We start from the raw sequence: 18,711 nt of genomic DNA, 5'->3' as shown, positions 1-18,711 counted from the left end.
AGCCTTTGCGACGCTGTTGCCGGGAAGATGGACCATATCCTCCGGACGCCGAAACGGCTGCAAGCTGCAATGTCGAACCGTTCGGCCGGGGGAAAGGCCCCGCCCTTCACGTTTCTCCTCGCATCTTCTTGCCGTTTCAGACGCCATTTCTACCAGATTTATGAGTTTACGACCTAATGCTTATCCAGACCGTACACAGAATGCAAAGTGCGTACGGCAAGTTCCGCATACGGGCCATCAATTAGAATGGAAATCTTGATCTCCGAGGTCGTGATGGCCCGGATGTTGATACCCTTGTCTGCCAGCGCGCGGAACGCCGTTGCGGCAACACCCGCATGACTACGCATGCCAATACCGATGACCGAAACTTTGACCATGCCGGCTTCCGACTGGATGATATCGCAGCCGATCTCCGCCTTGACCTTTTCGAGGACCACGAGAGCCTTGTCGAGATCGCCCGAAGGCACGGTAAAGGTCATGTCGGTCTTGGTGCCGTCCTCGGAAACATTCTGGACGATCATGTCGACATTGATATGAGACTCGGCGAGCGGGCCAAAAATGGCGGCGGATATACCCGGACGGTCGGCAACACGGCGCAGCGAAATCTGGGCTTCGTCCTTGGCGTAGGCAATTCCTGTGACAACCTGCTGTTCCACGATTTCTTCCTCGTCGCAAATAAGTGTTCCGGGCGGATTGATGAGATCACCCATGCCCGGCGCATCGGGGTCCTCGAAACTGGACCTGACAAAGGTGCGTACTTTGTGCACCATGGCAAGCTCGACGGACCGCACCTGCAGGACTTTCGCGCCGAGGGATGCCATTTCCAGCATTTCTTCGAACGAAATCCGTGACAGCCGCCGCGCCTTCGGTTCGACGCGCGGATCGGTCGTGTAGACACCATCGACGTCGGTATAGATATCACATCGATCGGCCTTTACCGAAGCTGCGATTGCAACCGCACTGGTATCCGAACCGCCGCGTCCCAGTGTGGAAATGCGATTGTCCGGACCAATGCCCTGAAATCCGGAGATCACAGCCACCTGGCCTTCGGCGAACCGCTCGATCAAGAACGAACCATCGATATCAAGAATACGGGCAGCACCATGAGCGTTGTCAGTCTTGATCGGAATTTGCCAGCCTTGCCAGGAACGGGCGTGCACACCCATCGCCTGCAGGGCGATTGCAAGCAGACCAGCCGTCACCTGCTCACCTGATGCGACAATTGCATCATACTCGCGCGCGTCGTGCATTGGCGATGTCTGCCGCGTCCAGGCCACGAGCTCATTGGTCTTCCCGGCCATGGCGGAAACCACAACAGCGACCTCATGTCCCGCATCGACTTCGCGTTTGACGTGCCTGGCCACATTACGGATGCGGTCAATATCGGCCACCGAAGTGCCGCCGAATTTCATCACAATGCGTGCCATGGGAAGGTACCGTTCTGGAATGCCTGAAATATATTGGTGAGGAGCCGCTTGAATCGAAAGAGCCACCCGCCAAATGAATGCGGCTCCCATACCGAAAATATCGCCGGACTGCAAGAACGCCCGGCGGCTGTTTGAACTATCGCCCACTCTGGAAGAACGACGCGCCCGCGGCCGCAGCGGGCAATTGCAATGATAGTGGTGTTCGTCGTAAACATTCCGTTCGCTGATTTAGAGGAGACGCAGCATGGACCGATTCACCGGCGGCTGCCTGTGCGGCAACGTCCGAATTGTGGCGTCGGGACGACCGTACCGGGTTGGTCTTTGTCACTGCCTCGACTGCCGCAAGCATCATGGGGCCCTTTTCTACGCTGCCGCCGTATTTCCTCAGGGTGCAGTAACGATCGACGGCGAAACACGCGACTACGCCGGACGGTTTTTCTGTCCCCGGTGCGGCTCATCCGTTTTCGCCCGCACCGCAGACGAAATCGAAGTGCACCTGGGCGCTTTGGATGCCCCAGACCAACTGATGCCGACCTACGAAAGCTGGATCGTCCGTCGCGAGTCGTGGTTGCCGCCGTTTCCGCTCAAGAGACGTTACGACCATGGTCGTGAAGCCGCTAGTCGCTTTGAGGATTAGAGCGGTCTACTCGAAAGCAGAATGCCGGGTACGGCTTGACATTTTTTGCTGGAAGGGTCCACTCGAAGAGAGCAACAAGGACAGAACCGATGGCAACAGCACAGCGCACGACAATTGACGACGCGGAAGTCGAGCGTTTCTCGCGCATGGCAGCAGAATGGTGGAATCCGCAAGGCAAATTCCGTCCCTTGCACAAGTTCAATCCCACACGCCTTGCCTATATCAAGGAGAAAGTCTGCGCCCACTACGGCATCGATCCGAATGTCCCGGCACCCTTCGCGGGCTTGCGTATTCTTGATATTGGTTGCGGCGGCGGCCTTCTGTGCGAACCCATGGCGCGCCTTGGGGCGACAGTCGTGGGGGCCGATGCCGGCGAAACAAATATCGAAGTTGCGAAGATCCACGCGGCGCAGAGCGGGCTCTCGATCGATTATCGCGCAACGACGGCCGAAGCTCTCGCCGATGCGGGAGAACAGTTCGACGTGGTCCTGAATATGGAAGTCGTCGAGCACGTTGCCGATGTCGAGCTCTACATGTCTGCCTGTTCCCAAATGGTCAAACCCGGCGGCATGACCTTTGTCGCCACGATCAACCGGACTTTGAAAGCGCTCGGCCTTGCCATATTCGGTGCGGAGTATGTGCTTCGCTGGTTGCCGCGCGGAACGCACCAATATGAAAAGCTGGTCCGCCCGGAAGAACTGGAAACTGCCTTGTCGCAGGCCGGTCTGGATATCGTGGAAAAAGTCGGCGTAAGTTACAATCCGCTGGCGGATAGCTGGAACAGATCAAACGACACGAGCGTCAACTACATGGTCCTGGCTACCCGGCCGGCTTAGCGGTTGCCGCCATCTGCTGCTGGGCCTTTGTGGTCATCAACACGCCGATGGTGATGATCGCCGCACCGATCCAGGTTGCGAGCTGATAGACCTCACCAAGAAAAAGCGTTCCGGCGAGTAATGCAACTGCCGCGCCGACATAACCGATCTGGCTGAGATAGACCGGCCCGCCAACAGCCTGCAACCGGAAATACAGCGCAAACATGCAAGCTGACGCCAGAACCTGGACAAAGACAAGCCATGGCACAGCGCCGAGTGGTTCAACGGGGAATGTGCCTGTCATCAAGAAAATAATCGGAACCAGTAGCACCGCTGTGGTCAAATGGCTGCCAGCTGCAAGCTCGGTCGGATCAGCACCTTTAGGCCAGTCGATCGTACGATAGACATTGCCGAGAGCAAGCAGGACCGGGATGAGCAAGCCAATCGCTACCCAGAGAGGTTCAGCCGGCTGGCCGACCTGACCGCGGGTAAATCCCACGAGCACTGCCCCGGCAAAGCCGGTAAATATGCCGAGAAGTCCGAGGAGGTTTGGGCTGCGCATCTTGAAAAGGATGGAAAGCAGAAGGGTGAACACAGGGGACAACGTGTACATGATCCCCGTAAACCCTGAGCCGAGGTGCGGAATCGCCGAGAGGGTCATGAGGTTGGGAATGGCATAGGAGATCAATGCGGCGACGAGGTAGTACCGCATCATACGCGGACGCTTTCCCATAAGCAGAAAGGCGGCCAGCAGCACCGTCCCTGCGCCGATCGAGATAACGAACGCCCATAGAGATGGCGCAATGCCCGCGGCAAAAGCCAATTTGCCGAATGGAAGCGTCAACCCCAGAAAAGCGCCCGTCAACACGAGCAGCGCGGGAGCGGAATTCAGAAATGGCATGGAATTCATCCGGTTAGTCAGAATCGACTACCGCACCATAGACATCGCCATCAGCCTATCAAGATCAATTGTGATCGTCGGGAAACACCGGCAGCGGCATCACATCGACACCGTCATCCACGAGCGCTTCGACTTCGTCGCGCGTCGCCTCGCCATAGATGCCGCGCTGTTCTGCCTCGCCGAAGTGAATTTTGCGGGCTTCCTCGGCAAAATCACTGCCAACATAGTCGGAGTTTTCGCGAACCTTCTTGGCCATTTCACGTAGTTCACTGGCCATCTTGCTCATCGCGATGGCGATCTTTTCCTTCTGGCGGCCAGTGGCAACCGACGGCGCCATCAGGGCCTTGCCGACTTTGTGCGAACCACAGACGGGGCAGGAAACGAGCTGCTTCTGCGCTTGCGTGTCAAAATCGTCATTACTGCGAAACCAGCCTTCGAACTCATGGTCATGGTCGCAGTGGAGGGAAAATCGAATCATGATGCGGCGTTGAACCTCGTCGCCTGTCCATCGTTTTCCACGACAACCCCGAATGGCCTGGCGTTCTTGAGGTTGGGCACCTTCGTTCGCGCCGCTGCACTCAGTGCCGGATCGATATCTGCCACAATAACCGCAGGTTCCGCATGATCGGCTTCCGCCAAAACCTCGCCCCACGGCGCGACGATGATGGAATGACCATAGGTTTCCCGGCCATCCTCATGCACACCGCCCTGCGCCGCCGAAATCATGAAGGCGCCATTCTCGATCGCACGCGCCCGCTGGAGCACGTGCCAATGCGCTTCGCCGGTCTGCCGGGTGAAGGCGGCAGGTGCCGAGATCACCGATGCACCGGCCAGCGCCTGGGCGCGGAACAATTGCGGGAAACGTACGTCATAGCAGATGGCTAGACCGAGCCGCGCAAAAGGCAGATCGATCACGACCGTATCGGCGCCCGGCGCATAGACAGCCGATTCCCGCCAGCTCTCACCATTGTCGAGATCGACGTCGAACATGTGGATCTTGTCATAGCGCGTGAGAACATTGCCGTCCGGCCCGAAGAGAAACGCGCGGTTGGCAATCTTGCCATCATCGCGGGCAATCGCAGTCGATCCTATATGCAGATGAATCCCGTGCTTGGCCGCAAGTTCTGAGGCAGTGCGTACGATGATATCGTCGCTCTCACTTTTCAAAACGCTGGCAAGCGCCTTGCGATCGCGCTGCAGTGAACCGGTCATTTCCGGCGTCTGGACGTAGACGGCACCCTGGCCGGCAGCCTCGGCAACATAGGTCGCAAGATCGGCGGCATTGGCTTCCGGGTCTGTGCCCGAGCGCATCTGGATGGCGGCAGCGCGAAATGAACTCATATCATCGTCCTCAAGCGAGTTCGCCGGTCTTCAACAATGTGTCGAGACGGCCCTGATTTTCCAGCGCATACAGATCATCGCAACCACCGACATGGGCTTCGCCGATGAAGATTTGCGGAAATGTCGTGCGCCCATTGGAGCGCGCCAGCATTTCCTGACGGGCGGCGGGCTCCATCGAGGCATTGTGCTCGGTAAAAGCGACGCCCTTTTTAGACAAAAGGCTTTTGGCGGCTGTACAATACCCACAACCGTTACGCGTATAGATTGTTACATTAACCATTCGAAAGCTCCGTTTGCCTTTCTATATAGGCATCAAAACTTCAGGCGAAAAGACCTGTTTTTGCGCATGAGTAGTGTTCGAGCCTGATCGAAAATTCGCCATGGGGTGGCGAAAATGGTGGTTTTTGAGCACCGAAGCGCAGCGTACGTTTGGTACGTGAGCATCGGAGCGCAGAAAAACGCCATTTGCAGCCCGTCATGGCGAATTTTCAGAGAGACAATTCTTTCGATAGCACCCGGCCGAACGTCAGAACATCGACGCTCACGGCGCCGCCTCGAAGCAAGGCGCGGGCGGCGGCTTTTACGGTCGCGCCAGTTGTATAGACGTCGTCAATCAAGAGTACGTTGCGGCCGCGCACCTTGATTTCCTGCGTCACGGGCACCTTGAACGCACCGCGCACATTGGCGACACGCTCATTCAGGCCGAGGCCCACTTGCTGTTTCGTCTGTTTAATGCGTTTGAGCGCATCCGGATCAAATGCCTTGCCGCTCGACCGCGCCAGATGCCGGGCAAGTTCGGCGGATTGGTTGAACCTGCGAAACCAGAAACGCCGCGCGTGCAGCGGGACCGGCACGATAATATCGCAGTCATCCAGCAATTCGCCACCGGCGCGCACCATCCAGCGTGCCATCCATGGCCCCAGATCGGTACGATCATTATATTTGAGCCGGTGCACCAAATCGCGGATGACACCTTCGTGCACGGCGACCGAACGGGCGCGCCGGAACGGGGGCGGTTCGGCAATGGCCTCTGCGGAGAGGATTTCGGCGCCGAGATCATGGCTGAAGGGGATGCCAAGCACCGGACAATAGGGTTTCTCGATGAAACGCACCTTCGACCAGCATTGACCGCACAGTGAGCCTGGCTCGGCGACATGCTTGTCGCAGCCGGCGCAAACCGGCGGAAACAGCAGTCCAAACAACCCATTGGTTGCGCTGTGCGCGAGGTGGCTTATCGCTGCCCCGATGGTTTTCATTGCAATTCGCTCCAAGGCGACGCATCTAAAGCAATTCCAGCAAAGGTGTGTAGCGGTTTTGCGTCCGGAATTGCGGCCAAATTGACAGACTATACGACATCAGAGAAATCCGGAATGGATCGGCATCAGGTCTTCGATCGAAATTTATTGCTGACGAGGCGTTTGCGCGCTTGGCGACAACATGGAAATTCCGCTGATTTCCTGCTTGCACGCGCTTGCGAAGATCTGGAAGAGCGCCTGTCCACTGTTGAACGTCAATTCGATGTTGCCGTGGATCTGGCGAGCCACACGGGTCTCGCCGCGCGCGCAATCCAGCGATCCGGCAAGGCCACAACAATCGTGCGTGTCGAGCACGCGCGGCAGTTTCTCGACAATGCGTTTCCAGCAGTCGTCGCGGATGAGGAGATTCTGCCGCTAAAACCGGCCAGCATCGACCTCATCGTGTCACTATTGTCTTTGCATCTCACCAACGACACGCCGGGCACCTTCTTGCAAATCCGTCGCGCGCTGAAACCCGATGGCCTCTTCCTCGGTGCGATGGCCGGCGAGAATACCCTGGCGGAATTGCGCGAATGCTTGCTGGCGGCTGAGAGCGAGATTTATGGCGGTGCCTCTCCCCGCGTTGTGCCCTTTGCCGACGTCCGCGACGTCGGCGGCCTGTTGCAGCGTGCGGGTTTCACCTTGCCGGTCACCGATATAGAGACCTATACGGTGCGCTACGACTCGGCCTTCGCCCTGATGCGTGACCTGCGCGCCATGGGCATGCAGAATATCCTCATTGGACGGTCGCGCCGGCCATTGACGCGGCATTATTTCATGCGGGTTGCGGAGATATATGCGGAACGCTTCAGCGATCCCGACGGCCGGATCAGGGCGACGTTCTCGTTCATCTGGATGTCAGGGTGGGCTGCGCACGAATCGCAGCAGAAGCCCTTGAAACCCGGCTCCGCCAAGGCATCGCTGGCCGATTTCCTCAAGGATGTCGAGAAGCTCGAAAAGAAATAACTGTCAGCAGTCGCCGATCTTCGAGCCATCGCTGTTCAATATACAGACCGCCTTGGGCGAAGACTGCAGTACGCTGCGGCGAATGGTATAGGTAGACGTGGTTATCGGTTCGAGCTTCTTGATCGATCCGGTCTGGATCTCATCGATGGAACGGCTGGTCGAATAATCGACGACAGCCTGCGAACCGCGGTCGGCGAGCGGCGCAATGATCAGAGCCAGCGCAACGGCTGCGGAACCGAACAGCAACGTGATCCGTAGGATTCCTCCGGCTGCACCCGAAAGAGCGCTCGGTTGCAACAGTTCATCATCGAGATAGTCGTTCTTACGCCCCATGCCCCACCTGAAATACGCGTCAAGATTAACTAAAAGTCGCTCAATCAGGTGAAGGATCAATTAAGCATCAGAGTTAACGCGGCAAGAATATAATTTGCGGTTGAAATTCACAGCCAGTTTGGAAAGTCGCTGCGGCGAGTCAGATGGCGTGGTTTCCGAGAACCGGAGCGCAGCGTACATAAAGTACGTGAGCACCGGAAGCACAGAGAACCGCGTCAGATGACCGCCGCAGTAGACTTTCAAGACGGGCTGTTAGAGAAGATCGACAAGGAACGGGATAAGCGGAATATCTGCCGGCGGCATTGGATAGTCGCGCATGTCCTTTGGGCGTACCCATTTGAGAACCTGCCCCTCCATTCCGCGGGGTATTCCCTCATAGCGCCGGCAGATGAACAACGGCATCAGCAGATGGAAGGTTTCGTAGGTGTGGCTGGCAAAGGTTAGCGGCGCGAGGCAAGCCGGTTTGACGATGATGCCGAGTTCTTCGTGCAGTTCGCGGATCAGGCTTTCCTCGGGCGTTTCTCCCGGATCGACCTTGCCGCCCGGAAACTCCCAGAGGCCGGCGAGCGATTTTCCTTCCGGACGCTGCGTCAGCAACACCCGGCCATCAGCGTCGAGCAGCGCACAGGCCGTCACGAGAAGGATCGGATGTTCGCTCATGTCTCGGGCGCCTGCCGGTAAGCATAGCGATAAGCTTCGTTGAAGCCCATTTGCTCGTAGAGAGCGATGGCGCCCGTATTCGCTATTTCGACCTGCAACCATGCCTTCTTCGCGCCGTGCTGCAGGGCCCATTTCAATGCCGATTTTATGATTGTCCGGCCGAGGCCCACGCGACGCCGGTTTGCCGCCGTTCCGATGTTGAACAGACCCGCCAATGCCCCATCCTGCACACATATCGCCGTTGACACCGGGACGGCGCCCTCTTCGATGACGAACAAGCCCTTGGATGGGCGAATAGCATTGATAACTTCGAAGAGGCCAGGTTTCAGCGCAGCGTTGTCTCCCTGCACCTGCAAGGCGGCATCGATGAACCTGCCTATATCTTTGAGCGGAATTTGATCGATTGCGTCCGAAAGATCGACATTTGCCAGATCGACCACCATGACCATGGATTCGTCGAAACGTGCCCAGCCGAGTTCTTCGAGGTACTGGTCCAGCGCTTCTGGCGCGAGCGGTGACTGGCGGAAAATCGGCGGCCTGCCATAGGCGCGAAACCGTTGTGCGGCACGCGCCACTCGCTGTTCGAGATTGTCGGTATCACCGGGATCGAGCGGATTGACCGAGTTCAAACGCTTCGACGGGTGGCTGGCCGTCATGCGAATTGCCCAGCTTCCATCATAATGCACCGACGATGCGGGCCAGGACCGGAAACCAACCGCCTCAAACTGTCTGATTTGGGCTAACTGCATGCGTGATTCCTATCAAAGCCCAAATGAAAATTCGTCCGGACGCGGCGAAAATAGTGGTTTTCGAGCACCGAAGCGCAGCGTACATTTGGGTACGTGAGTATCGGAGCGCAGAAAAACGCCATTTGCAGCCCGTCATGGCGAATTTTCGTTGGGCTTTCAGCTGCGATAATCGCCATTGATCGCCACATATTCCTTGGTCAGATCACAGGTCCAGACAGTCGCCTTGCCTTTGCCGAGACCTATGTCGACACGGATCTTGATATCGTCATTCTTCATATAGGCGGAGGTCGCTTCTTCCGAATAGTCCGGATCGCGCTCACCTTCGCGGGCAACGCGGATATCCCCGAACCAGATCGCCAGCCGGTCGCGGTCGGCCGGTTCCCCAGCCTTGCCGACGGCCATGACGATGCGGCCCCAATTGGCGTCCTCGCCAGCAGCAGCGGTCTTGACCAGCGGCGAATTTGCAATCGACAACGCGATGCGCTTGGCGGAGCGCGCGGAGGTCGCACCCGTTACGCTGATTTCAAGCATCTTGCGTGCGCCCTCGCCGTCGCGCACTACTTGCAGCGCGAGATCCTTCAGAACGCGGTCAAGTGCTTTGGCGAAAGACTTGAGGCGCTTGTCCTTGAGCTTCGTAACAGGCGCAGCGCCCCGCTCGGCAGCTGATCCGGTAGCGAAAAGCAGCAGTGTGTCGGATGTCGATGTATCGCTGTCGACGGTGACGGAATTGAAGCTCTTGCCAACGGATTTCGACAGCAGCTTCTGCAGCACGTCGGCCGCAATCGGTGCATCGGTGGCAACGAAAGACAGCATCGTGGCCATGTCCGGCGCGATCATGCCAGCACCCTTGGCGATGCCGTTGATTGTCACCGGCACGCGGCCCAGCAGCACGGTTTCGGTTGCGACCTTGGGAAACGTATCGGTCGTCATAATGGCGCTCGCGGCATCTTGCCAGCGCTCGGCAACGGCATTCTTCGTCATGTCCGCCAGAAGATGACTGAATTTACCCGCATCGAGCGGCTCGCCGATCACGCCGGTCGATGCAAGAAAAATCTGGTGAGGCTTGCAACCCACAGCCTTTGCGGCCGCTGCAGCTGTCAACTTGGCAGACTCGCGACCCTTTTTCCCGGTAAAGGCATTGGCATTGCCGGAATTGACAACAACGGCCCGCGCCGTGCCACCCTCAAGACTTGTACGGCAGTAATCCACGGCTGCCGAAGGGCATTTGGACCGTGTGAATACACCGGCCACGGCCGTCGGCCGATCGAATACGATGAGCAAAACGTCTGTTCGGCCCTTGTATTTGATACCGGCTTCAGCTGTGGCGATCTTTACCCCGTGAATTTCCGGCATGGTCGGAGAGTGTTTCGGAGCCAGCGGAGAGACGGACGTGGACATGGGACCTCGCAAGGGTTGACGAAGTGAGCGCTGATTATCTCTCCCCTTGTGGGAGAGAAAGGGTTTTCCTGGATTTAGCCCCTTTGCTAAATCCTTGGAAAATCCAAGTGAGGGGATTTCAAAAGAACGTGCAGTTTCCCCTCTCTGGCGATTTCTAGCACTTAGCGATAGCTAAGGTGCTGAAATCGCTTTCTCCCCCACAAGGGGGGAGATAAACCGGCACCGTATTACTGTTGGGCTTCGGTTGCAGCCTTGATCGCAGCTCCCGTTGCTGGATCGGTATATTCGATCTTCAGATCGCCGCGGTCCTTCTTTACCAGCTCCATATACTTCTCGCGAATGAGGATCGATTTCACCTGGTCCTTGACCTGATCGAATGCCGGCGGCTGCTGGGTACGCTTGTCCTCAAGCTTGATTACATGGAAGCCGAACTGGGTCTGGACAGGTTCCTTGGTGTACTGGCCGACTTCCAGCGCGTTTGCTGCCTTGTCGAATTCCGGCACCATCTGGCCTGGTCCGAAATAACCGAGATCGCCGCCCTGGGCAGCAGAGCCGTCCGTCGATTTCTCCTTGGCAACGTCTTCGAATTTTGCTCCGCCATCGAGCTGCTTGATGATGGCTTCGGCTTCTTCCTTGGTCTTCACCAGAATGTGACGGGCGCGGACCTCATTTTGTGGCGGCATCGCTGCGATTTCCTTATCGTAGCGAGCGCGAATGTCAGCGTCGGTGATCTTGTCGACGACCTGCTGTTTGAAGTAGTCATTGTGCAGGGCGCGGTCCTTCAGAAACTCGAGACGAGCCTGGAACTCAGGGGTCTGGTCAAGCTTTTCGGCTTCAGCCTTCGCTGCAAGTGACTTGATATCGATAATGGCAGCCAGAGCGGCCAAACGCCGCTGGTCATCAGGCAGCTTGGCGAATTGCGGATCGAGGTCCGCAGAAATCTGGTCTACGTCCTTGTTTGTGATCTTGCTGCCGTTGATCGTTGCAAGCACTTTATCGGGATCGGCCTTGGCAGTATCTGCCTGTGCGGCATCCGGCTTGGCAGGTTCCGTTTTGCCGGCTTCCTGGGCCATTGCCACGGAAGATATACTGGTCAAAAGTGCAGCGACAGTCATTAATGAAAGGGTTTTACGCAATTGGTTCATGGGTCAATTTCTCCTTGGGAGGACCGGTACGGGCTATGAATACGGCAGAATTTTGCCATGAGGCTGCGATCGATCGCGTGTTGCTTCAACATTGACATCATTCGTGCCCCCTCTTATCTGTCCATCGGCTTTGCGTCCAGATAGCTTGGCAACTGATAGACTTATACCTTGGGCTTGGTGTCCGTATTGTATCAGGCGTCTTGAATGTCAGGCTTTGGATGCCTCAAATGCCACAGTTGCTGGCAAAACGTATTATAGAGAGGACCAGGGATGGTCAGTTTCGGCGGCCTCGCCCGCAAGATTTTCGGCTCCTCGAATGAGCGCCGCGTCCGCAGCTTCAAACCCCGTGTTGACCAGATCAATGCGCTTGAGGCAGAAATCTCGTCGCTTACGGACGATGAGCTCAAGGCAAAAACCGCGGAGTTTCGCGAAAAGCTCGCCAATGGAACCAAACTCGACGATCTGCTTGTTCCGGCTTTTGCCGTGGCACGTGAGGCCGCCAAGCGCGTTCTTGGCATGCGCCCCTTCGACGTCCAGCTGATCGGCGGCATGGTCCTTCACAATGGCGGCATTTCCGAGATGCGCACCGGCGAAGGCAAAACGCTTGTCGCTACCCTGCCGGTCTATCTCAATGCGCTGGAAGGCAAAGGCGTTCATGTCGTCACTGTGAACGACTACCTCGCCACCCGCGATGCGCACTGGATGGGCCAGATCTATAATTTCCTCGGCCTCTCCTATGGCATCATCGTGCACGGTCTCGACGATGAAGAGCGTGCCAAGGCCTATAACGCCGATATCACCTACGCCACCAACAACGAACTCGGCTTCGACTACCTGCGCGACAATATGAAATATGAGCGCGCCCAGATGGTGCAGCGTCCGCACAACTACGCGATCGTCGACGAAGTGGATTCGATCCTCGTCGATGAAGCGCGCACGCCGCTGATCATTTCCGGCCCGCTCGACGACCGGTCCGATTTCTACAATCTCATCGATACGTTCATCAAACCATTGAACCCTGAAGACTATGAGATCGACGAGAAGCAAAAGACCGCGATCTTTACCGAAGAGGGCACCGAGAAGCTCGAAAATCTCCTGAAGGAAGCCGGGCATCTCAAGGGCGAAGGGCTTTACGACATCGAGAACGTTGCTGTCGTTCACCACGTCAACAATGCCCTGCGTGCGCACAAGCTTTTCCAGAAGGACAAGGACTACATCGTTCGCAATGACGAAATCGTCATCATCGATGAGTTCACCGGCCGCATGATGCCGGGCCGCCGCTTCTCGGAAGGTTTGCACCAGGCGCTTGAAGCCAAGGAACATGTGACGATCCAGCCGGAGAACCAGACACTGGCCTCGATCACCTTCCAGAACTATTTCCGCATGTACAAGAAGCTTGCCGGCATGACCGGCACGGCTTCCACTGAAGCGGAAGAATTCGGCAATATCTACGGTCTCGAAGTGACGGAAATTCCGACCAATCTTCCCGTTCAGCGTCTCGACGAGGACGACGAGGTCTACCGCACCGTCGAAGAAAAATACAAGGCGATCGTTCGCGATATTCGTGAAGCCACGGCCAAGGGCCAGCCTATTCTCGTTGGCACCACGTCGATCGAGAAATCCGAGCAACTGGCTGAACGCCTGCGCAAGGAAGGTTTCAAGGACTTCCAGGTCTTGAATGCCCGCTATCACGAGCAGGAAGCCCATATCGTCGCGCAAGCCGGTGTTCCAGGTGCAATCACCATCGCCACCAACATGGCAGGTCGTGGTACCGACATTCAGCTTGGCGGCAATCTCGAAATGCGCATAGCGCGCGAACTCGACGATATGGCCGAGGGCGAAGAGCGCAAGGCAAAAGAAGCCGCGATCCGCGCTGACATCGCCAAGCTCAAGGAAAAAGCACTTGCGGCCGGCGGGCTTTACGTCCTTGCGACCGAACGCCATGAAAGCCGCCGTATCGACAATCAGTTGCGTGGCCGTTCAGGCCGCCAGGGCGATCCCGGCCGCTCGAAGTTCTTCCTGTCGCTGCAGGACGATCTGATGCGGATTTTCGGTTCCGAACGCATGGACGGCATGCTGCAGAAGCTTGGCCTCAAGGAAGACGAAGCCATCGTCCATCCCTGGATCAACAAGGCGCTGGAAAAAGCGCAGAAGAAGGTCGAGGCGCGCAACTTCGATATCCGCAAGAACCTTCTGAAATATGACGACGTGATGAATGATCAGCGTAAGGTGATCTTCGAGCAGCGCATCGAATTGATGGACAGCACGGATCTCAGCCAGACCACCAGGGAAATGCGCGAGGATGTGGTTGACGATCTCATCGCGCGCTATACGCCTGAAGGCGCTTACGCGGAACAATGGAAGATCGCCGAGCTTGACGAGGATGTGCGCAACGTCCTCAATCTCAATCTGCCGATCACCGAATGGGCCCTCGAAGACGGCATTACGCCAGATGATATCCGGGAGCGCCTGACGGAAGCCGTCGAGAAGGCAGCCGCCGATCGTGCCGAGCGGTTCGGTCCGGAAATCATGGCCTATGTCGAGAAGTCTGTCATTCTCCAGACCCTCGATGCCCTGTGGCGCGAACATCTGGTCAATCTCGATCATCTTCGCTCCGTCGTCGGCTTCCGCGGTTACGCCCAGCGCGACCCGCTCAACGAATACAAGAGCGAAGGCTTCGAACTCTTCCAGACGCTGCTGGCCAATTTGCGCCAGAACGTGACCAGCCAGTTGATGCGCGTGGAACTCGTGCGTGAAGCTGCAAGCGCGCCCGAGCCCGAATTGCCGGTGATGGAAGCACATCACCTCGATGGCCTTACGGGTGAGGACGATTTCGGTGGCGGCAGTGTTCTCGCGGTACAGCAGGATTTGCGTGTCGTTGATCCCAAGGATCGCGATCCGAATAACCCGCAGACATGGGGCAAGGTTGGCCGCAACGAGGCCTGCCCCTGCGGCTCGGGCAAGAAATACAAGCACTGTCACGGTGCCTTCGTCTGACGAACCCAAAGGCCGCGCTCAAAACGCGGCCTTTTCTCTTGTTCCAACAGCACAAGCCGTTGACTTTCCGAACCGTTTCTAAACGTTTACGCAGTAAGCGTCTTGCATTGGAAACGAGTGGAGCTGCCCTTGCGAATTTCTGCGGTCAAAGCTGCAGACCGGTTTTTGCCGGATAAACTGTCAAAGCAGCTCCGTCCGTGGCTCGTCCGCCTCGATCAGCTGTTTGATGGTTCAATGGAGCACGCGGCTGCGCAGCGCGTGTCGCTGATCGCCTTTTCAATCCGTATCATCAGCGCCGCCATCGCACTCGTCTCGCAGGTCATCTTCGCGCGCTGGATGGGCCAGTTCGAATACGGCATTTTCGTCCTTGTATGGGTGACGGTGGTTATTCTCGGAAACCTCTCCTGTCTGGGTTTCCAGACCAGCGTCATCCGCTTCGTGCCGGAATATCTGGAGCACCGGCAACTGGATCACCTGCGCGGTATCTTGTTCACCAGCAAGATATTCGCGCTCGGCCTGACGACCTGCATCGCCTTCATCGGCGCTGCCGCGGTCTATTTCTTACGCGATGCCATCGAATCCTACTATGTCGCGCCTTTCATCATCGGCTTCATCTGCCTGCCGATGATTGCGCTCGGCGATACGCTGGACGGAACCGCACGGTCGCGATCCTGGGCATTGGTCGCGCTGACGCCGACCTACATCATCCGTCCAATTCTCACTCTTGTCATTATGACCATCGCCCATGTGGCCGGCTTCGCGCCTACGGCAGTCGCGGCGGTGATATCGGCGATTATTGCAACCTATATGACCTCGCTGGTGCAACTAGCGATCGTCAATCACAGGTTCAGGGAGGTTGTATCGCCCGGTCCGAAGGCAATCCGTTTTGGAGAATGGTTCGCGGTCTCACTGCCGATTTTCCTGGTCGAAGGGTTTTTCTTCCTTTTGACCAATGCCGACGTCCTGATGGTTGGCCGCTATATGGACCCGGACAAGGTCGCGACCTATTTCGCAACGGTCAAGCTGCTTGCATTGGTCCATTTCGTCTATTTCTCGGTCAAGGCCGGCGCCGCCCAGCGCTATGCCGAGTTGATGCATACCCATGACCATGACCAGCTTTCCCAATTCGCCAGCGATACGGCGCGCTGGACCTTCTGGCCGTCACTGGCGATGGCGATCATCCTCCTCATTCTCGGCAAGCCGCTGCTTCTGCTCTTCGGCGCCCAGTTTGCCGATGGCTATCCGCTGTTGTTCATTCTGGTGATCGGTGTCGTCGCCCGCGCTTCGGTCGGTCCTGCGGAAAGCCTCCTCAACATGGCCGGCGAGCAGAAAATTTGCGCCATGGTCTATGCGGTCACACTGATTGTTAATATCTGTCTCAGCATTGTATTGATACCGGCCTACGGCCTAGCTGGTGCCGCTTTTGCGACCGCATTCTCGATGGTGTTTGAAGCGGTGACGCTGGCGCTGACTGTTTACAATCGTCTGAACATTACGATGTTCGTTTTTGCGGGCAGGACAGGCGCTGCCAAGGAAGAAGTCTGATGGCAGCCATACCGCTTCTCGAAGAACTTGCCGGAGGCCCGTCCTCGCAGATCCTCTCCCAGCTCTCGGGCTTCGAGTCGCACGAGGCAACCAAGCAGCTCGAGGAGACCCTTGGGACGCGCGCCATTCCACGCAAACTTTCCGTCTATTCGGCCTCCGCCGGTTTCGAACTCCTCGATGAACTCGAATATCTGACGTATCGCACGGTCGAACCGAACATCTTCTTCAATCCGCGCTTCCTCGCCCCGGCCATGCCACGCCTCGACGACCGGCAGGTTCGCTTCATGGTCATGCGCGACGAGAACGATGTGAAGAGCCGTCTGCGCTTCCTCATGCCCTATACTATTGAGCGGCCGGGATTCAACGTCACGGCTTCGATCATCCGCGCTTGGGCCACGCCCTTCGGGCCACAGGGCACGCCGCTGATCGACCGGGACGATCCGGTCGGCGTACTCAATGACCTGTTCGACATGCTGGGGCGCAAGCACCTGAAGTTCCCCGAAATCTTGGTGCTCCCGGATATATTGCTGAACCGCACTGCGGCGCAGCTGATCCGCTCCATTGCGCTGGACCGCAATCTTACCATGGTGACCGTCAACCAGGTCGAGCGGCCCTTCCTAGAAAGTGCCAAGGAAGGCGAAGAGTACCTGCGCGATGCCATCGGTGCCAAACACGCCAAGGAATATCGCCGGCTGTGGCGCCGCCTCGCCGACAAGGGCAAGCTGACCTATACCGTAAGCCGCAGCGAAGAGGATATCCGCGTGCGGCTGGAAGACTTCCTCGTGCTCGAAGCCAGCGGCTGGAAAGGCCAGCGCGGCTCCGCCATGGCAGTCGATCGTTTCCGCGCTGCCTTTGCTCGCGAGGCGGTCAACAACCTCGCGACCCGTGATCTCGCCCGCATCCATACACTCGAACTCGACGGCAAGACCATCGCCGTCCTCGTGGTCTTTGTCGAAGCCGGCGAAGCGTGGACATGGAAGACGGCCTATGACGAGAGCCTCGCCGCCTATTCGCCGGGCGTTCTCCTGATGATCGAGATGCTGAAAAACCATCTGGACGACCCGAACATCGACCGCACGGATTCCTGCGCCGTACCCGACCACCCCGTCGCATCACGTCTGTTCACAGAACGCGAACCCGTTGGCACGCTTGTGATCGGACTGACACCCGCCGCCGACCGCGCCGCACGACAGGCGGCTTCACAGCTTCACCTTTACCGGCGCACGCAGAACATCGCGCGTCTGGTCCGCGAGCGCCTGCGGAATTTGACGGGACGGAAGTAACCATTTGTGCCTGGCAACTGCGCATGCCCGTTAATGGTCATGTTGATGGTGTGCATCGGGATAGTGGGGGTGGAAGTGGCGGACTGCGGTGTGCCTGTGAACGTGGTTATGTCTGACCCCCGCTGCGATTGGATAAGGGTGATCATGTTGGTGATGTAGGTCGTGGACATGCTCGTGTTCGTGTTCAAGCTCGGGATGGGTGTGAAGGTGTTCGTGATGTTCCGTCAGGTGAAGCCAGATACCTGTCGCCATGAGAGCTCCAGCCACAATGAGCGAGAGCGTCAGCGGCTCGCCCATCGCAAGTGCCCCCACCGCACCAAGAAAAGGAGCAACCGAGAAATACGCGCCCGTTCGAGCACTCCCGAGGTGACGGAGGGCAACCACGAACAGCGCAAGGCTCACTCCGTAGGCAAAAAAGCCAAGCACGAGTCCACTTATCAGATGGGATAGGGACGGCATTGCCGCTCCCAGAACCAATGCCAATCCCAGATTTACAGAGCCCGCTACCAAGCCCTTCACACACGCGATCCAGGAGGCGTCAGTCAACGACACTTTGCGGGTAAGATTGTTGTCGATGCCCCAGGCAAGACAGGCCGCCAAGACAGCACAAGCTGACCAGAACCCCTCCAATCGTGCTTCGCTTGACCAGCTCAACACCACCGCCCCCGCCACAATGGCAACCATCCCAAGCGCAATCCTTTTGTCGAAATTTTCTTTGAAGACGAACCAAGCGATAATGGCCGTGAAGACTGCTTCGGCATTCAGAAGCAGTGATGCTCCAGACGCTGGCATCCCAACCAAGCCAAGCATGAGGAGAACGGGTCCGGCGACGCCGCCGGCGGTGACCGCCCCGATGAACCATGGCAACTCGTGAGGAGGCAGGCTAACCCCTGGTGACCTCTTGATCCATCTGTACAATGCCAGCCCCAGGCCAGAGCCGAGATACAAAAGCCCCGCGAGCATCCAGGGGCTCACCGTCGACAACAGGAGCTTCGCCAATGGCGTGCCAATGCCGAACAGAGCGGCTGCCGTCAAGGCTGCCACTACTCCCGGAGCAAGTCGATTTCGTATTGCCTGTCTCTCCATTCAGCCGACCCACGCTCCATCTGGGTTCGCGGTTGATATCAACGCGATCTTATCCTTCACAGCGGAACGCTGCTAGGCCCCTCGCGTACTTGACACGTGTCGACAAGGTGGCATTATGTTCTGATGGGGTTGC

18 protein-coding genes are annotated in these 18,711 nt (G+C 57.5%); 6 read left to right on the top strand and 12 right to left on the bottom strand.

Annotated elements, in window-relative coordinates; translation table 11 throughout:
• Positions 1 to 173: 173 nt before the first annotated feature.
• A complete protein-coding gene (locus tag C7476_RS20250) occupies positions 174 to 1,427 on the bottom strand; it encodes an aspartate kinase (protein WP_112532270.1) in 1,254 nt (417 codons plus the stop codon).
• 244 nt (positions 1,428 to 1,671) lie between these two features.
• Here C7476_RS20250 and C7476_RS20245 point away from each other — a divergent pair, with 244 nt between their 5' ends.
• Both C7476_RS20245 and ubiG read left to right on the top strand, forming a co-directional pair.
• A complete protein-coding gene (locus C7476_RS20245) occupies positions 1,672 to 2,064 on the top strand; it encodes a GFA family protein (protein ID WP_114431668.1) in 393 nt (130 codons plus the stop codon).
• A gap of 89 nt (positions 2,065 to 2,153) precedes the next feature.
• The gene (gene ubiG / locus C7476_RS20240) at positions 2,154 to 2,900 is read left to right on the top strand and encodes a bifunctional 2-polyprenyl-6-hydroxyphenol methylase/3-demethylubiquinol 3-O-methyltransferase UbiG (protein ID WP_114431667.1); all 747 of its coding nucleotides are present in this window, start codon (positions 2,154 to 2,156) and stop codon (positions 2,898 to 2,900) included.
• On the opposite strand, the gene C7476_RS20235 is transcribed toward ubiG, so the two are convergent.
• The 5 genes from C7476_RS20235 to C7476_RS20215 all read right to left on the bottom strand — a co-directional run bounded on the left by C7476_RS20235 (position 2,884) and on the right by C7476_RS20215 (position 6,377).
• The gene (locus C7476_RS20235; protein ID WP_114431688.1) at positions 2,884 to 3,780 is read right to left on the bottom strand and encodes a DMT family transporter; all 897 of its coding nucleotides are present in this window, start codon (positions 3,778 to 3,780) and stop codon (positions 2,884 to 2,886) included. The genes ubiG and C7476_RS20235 overlap by 17 nt on opposite strands.
• 64 nt (positions 3,781 to 3,844) lie before the next feature.
• Complete coding sequence (locus C7476_RS20230) at positions 3,845 to 4,258, bottom strand: DUF1178 family protein (RefSeq protein WP_114431666.1); 414 nt, start codon at positions 4,256 to 4,258, stop codon at positions 3,845 to 3,847.
• Entirely contained in the window at positions 4,255 to 5,121 is an 867-nt protein-coding gene (locus C7476_RS20225) for a carbon-nitrogen hydrolase family protein (protein ID WP_114431665.1), read from the bottom strand. The genes C7476_RS20230 and C7476_RS20225 overlap by 4 nt, the downstream gene beginning before the upstream one ends.
• A gap of 10 nt (positions 5,122 to 5,131) precedes the next feature.
• A complete protein-coding gene (gene grxC / locus C7476_RS20220; protein WP_114431664.1) occupies positions 5,132 to 5,401 on the bottom strand; it encodes a glutaredoxin 3 in 270 nt (89 codons plus the stop codon).
• A 208-nt stretch (positions 5,402 to 5,609) separates the two neighbouring features.
• On the bottom strand, positions 5,610 to 6,377 hold the full coding sequence (locus C7476_RS20215; RefSeq protein WP_114431663.1) for a ComF family protein: 768 nt from the start codon (positions 6,375 to 6,377) through the stop codon (positions 5,610 to 5,612).
• Positions 6,378 to 6,491: 114 nt separating this feature from the next.
• Here C7476_RS20215 and C7476_RS20210 point away from each other — a divergent pair, with 114 nt between their 5' ends.
• Complete coding sequence (locus tag C7476_RS20210) at positions 6,492 to 7,382, top strand: methyltransferase domain-containing protein (RefSeq protein ID WP_114431662.1); 891 nt, start codon at positions 6,492 to 6,494, stop codon at positions 7,380 to 7,382.
• A gap of 3 nt (positions 7,383 to 7,385) precedes the next feature.
• On the opposite strand, the gene C7476_RS20205 is transcribed toward C7476_RS20210, so the two are convergent.
• The 5 genes from C7476_RS20205 to C7476_RS20180 all read right to left on the bottom strand — a co-directional run bounded on the left by C7476_RS20205 (position 7,386) and on the right by C7476_RS20180 (position 11,667).
• Complete coding sequence (locus tag C7476_RS20205) at positions 7,386 to 7,715, bottom strand: hypothetical protein (protein WP_114431661.1); 330 nt, start codon at positions 7,713 to 7,715, stop codon at positions 7,386 to 7,388.
• A 252-nt stretch (positions 7,716 to 7,967) separates the two neighbouring features.
• Positions 7,968 to 8,375 (bottom strand): (deoxy)nucleoside triphosphate pyrophosphohydrolase, encoded by a 408-nt coding sequence (locus tag C7476_RS20200; RefSeq protein ID WP_114431660.1) that lies wholly within the window; start codon positions 8,373 to 8,375, stop codon positions 7,968 to 7,970.
• Positions 8,372 to 9,124: a GNAT family N-acetyltransferase gene (locus C7476_RS20195; RefSeq protein ID WP_114431659.1), complete on the bottom strand. Its 753-nt coding sequence runs from the start codon at positions 9,122 to 9,124 to the stop codon at positions 8,372 to 8,374. Before C7476_RS20195 ends, C7476_RS20200 begins: the two co-directional genes overlap by 4 nt.
• A gap of 156 nt (positions 9,125 to 9,280) precedes the next feature.
• Entirely contained in the window at positions 9,281 to 10,522 is a 1,242-nt protein-coding gene (argJ, locus tag C7476_RS20185) for a bifunctional glutamate N-acetyltransferase/amino-acid acetyltransferase ArgJ (protein WP_114431657.1), read from the bottom strand.
• Between the two features lie 227 nt (positions 10,523 to 10,749).
• The gene (locus tag C7476_RS20180) at positions 10,750 to 11,667 is read right to left on the bottom strand and encodes a peptidylprolyl isomerase (RefSeq protein ID WP_114431656.1); all 918 of its coding nucleotides are present in this window, start codon (positions 11,665 to 11,667) and stop codon (positions 10,750 to 10,752) included.
• Positions 11,668 to 11,937: 270 nt separating this feature from the next.
• On the opposite strand from C7476_RS20180, the gene secA reads away from it, so the two are divergent.
• From secA to bspF, 3 genes are all read left to right on the top strand, one after another.
• Positions 11,938 to 14,664 carry a preprotein translocase subunit SecA gene (gene secA, locus C7476_RS20175; RefSeq protein ID WP_114431655.1) on the top strand — a complete coding sequence of 909 codons (2,727 nt, stop codon included), beginning with the start codon at positions 11,938 to 11,940 and terminating at the stop codon, positions 14,662 to 14,664.
• Positions 14,665 to 14,793: 129 nt separating this feature from the next.
• Complete coding sequence (locus C7476_RS20170; protein ID WP_114431687.1) at positions 14,794 to 16,209, top strand: lipopolysaccharide biosynthesis protein; 1,416 nt, start codon at positions 14,794 to 14,796, stop codon at positions 16,207 to 16,209.
• Positions 16,209 to 17,492 (top strand): type IV secretion system effector crotonyl transferase BspF, encoded by a 1,284-nt coding sequence (bspF, locus tag C7476_RS20165; RefSeq protein WP_114431654.1) that lies wholly within the window; start codon positions 16,209 to 16,211, stop codon positions 17,490 to 17,492. Before C7476_RS20170 ends, bspF begins: the two co-directional genes overlap by 1 nt.
• Before the next feature lie 30 nt (positions 17,493 to 17,522).
• Here the strand turns inward: bspF and C7476_RS20160 are convergent, their stop codons facing one another.
• Positions 17,523 to 18,578 (bottom strand): DMT family transporter, encoded by a 1,056-nt coding sequence (locus C7476_RS20160; protein ID WP_114431653.1) that lies wholly within the window; start codon positions 18,576 to 18,578, stop codon positions 17,523 to 17,525.
• Positions 18,579 to 18,711 lie beyond the last annotated feature (133 nt).

It is taken from the genome of Phyllobacterium bourgognense (assembly GCF_003337575.1).
GTDB classification, from domain to species: Bacteria; Pseudomonadota; Alphaproteobacteria; order Rhizobiales; family Rhizobiaceae; genus Phyllobacterium; species Phyllobacterium bourgognense.
Note: the sequence above shows the minus strand (reverse complement) of the source record. Positions and strands in the feature narration are given on the sequence as shown.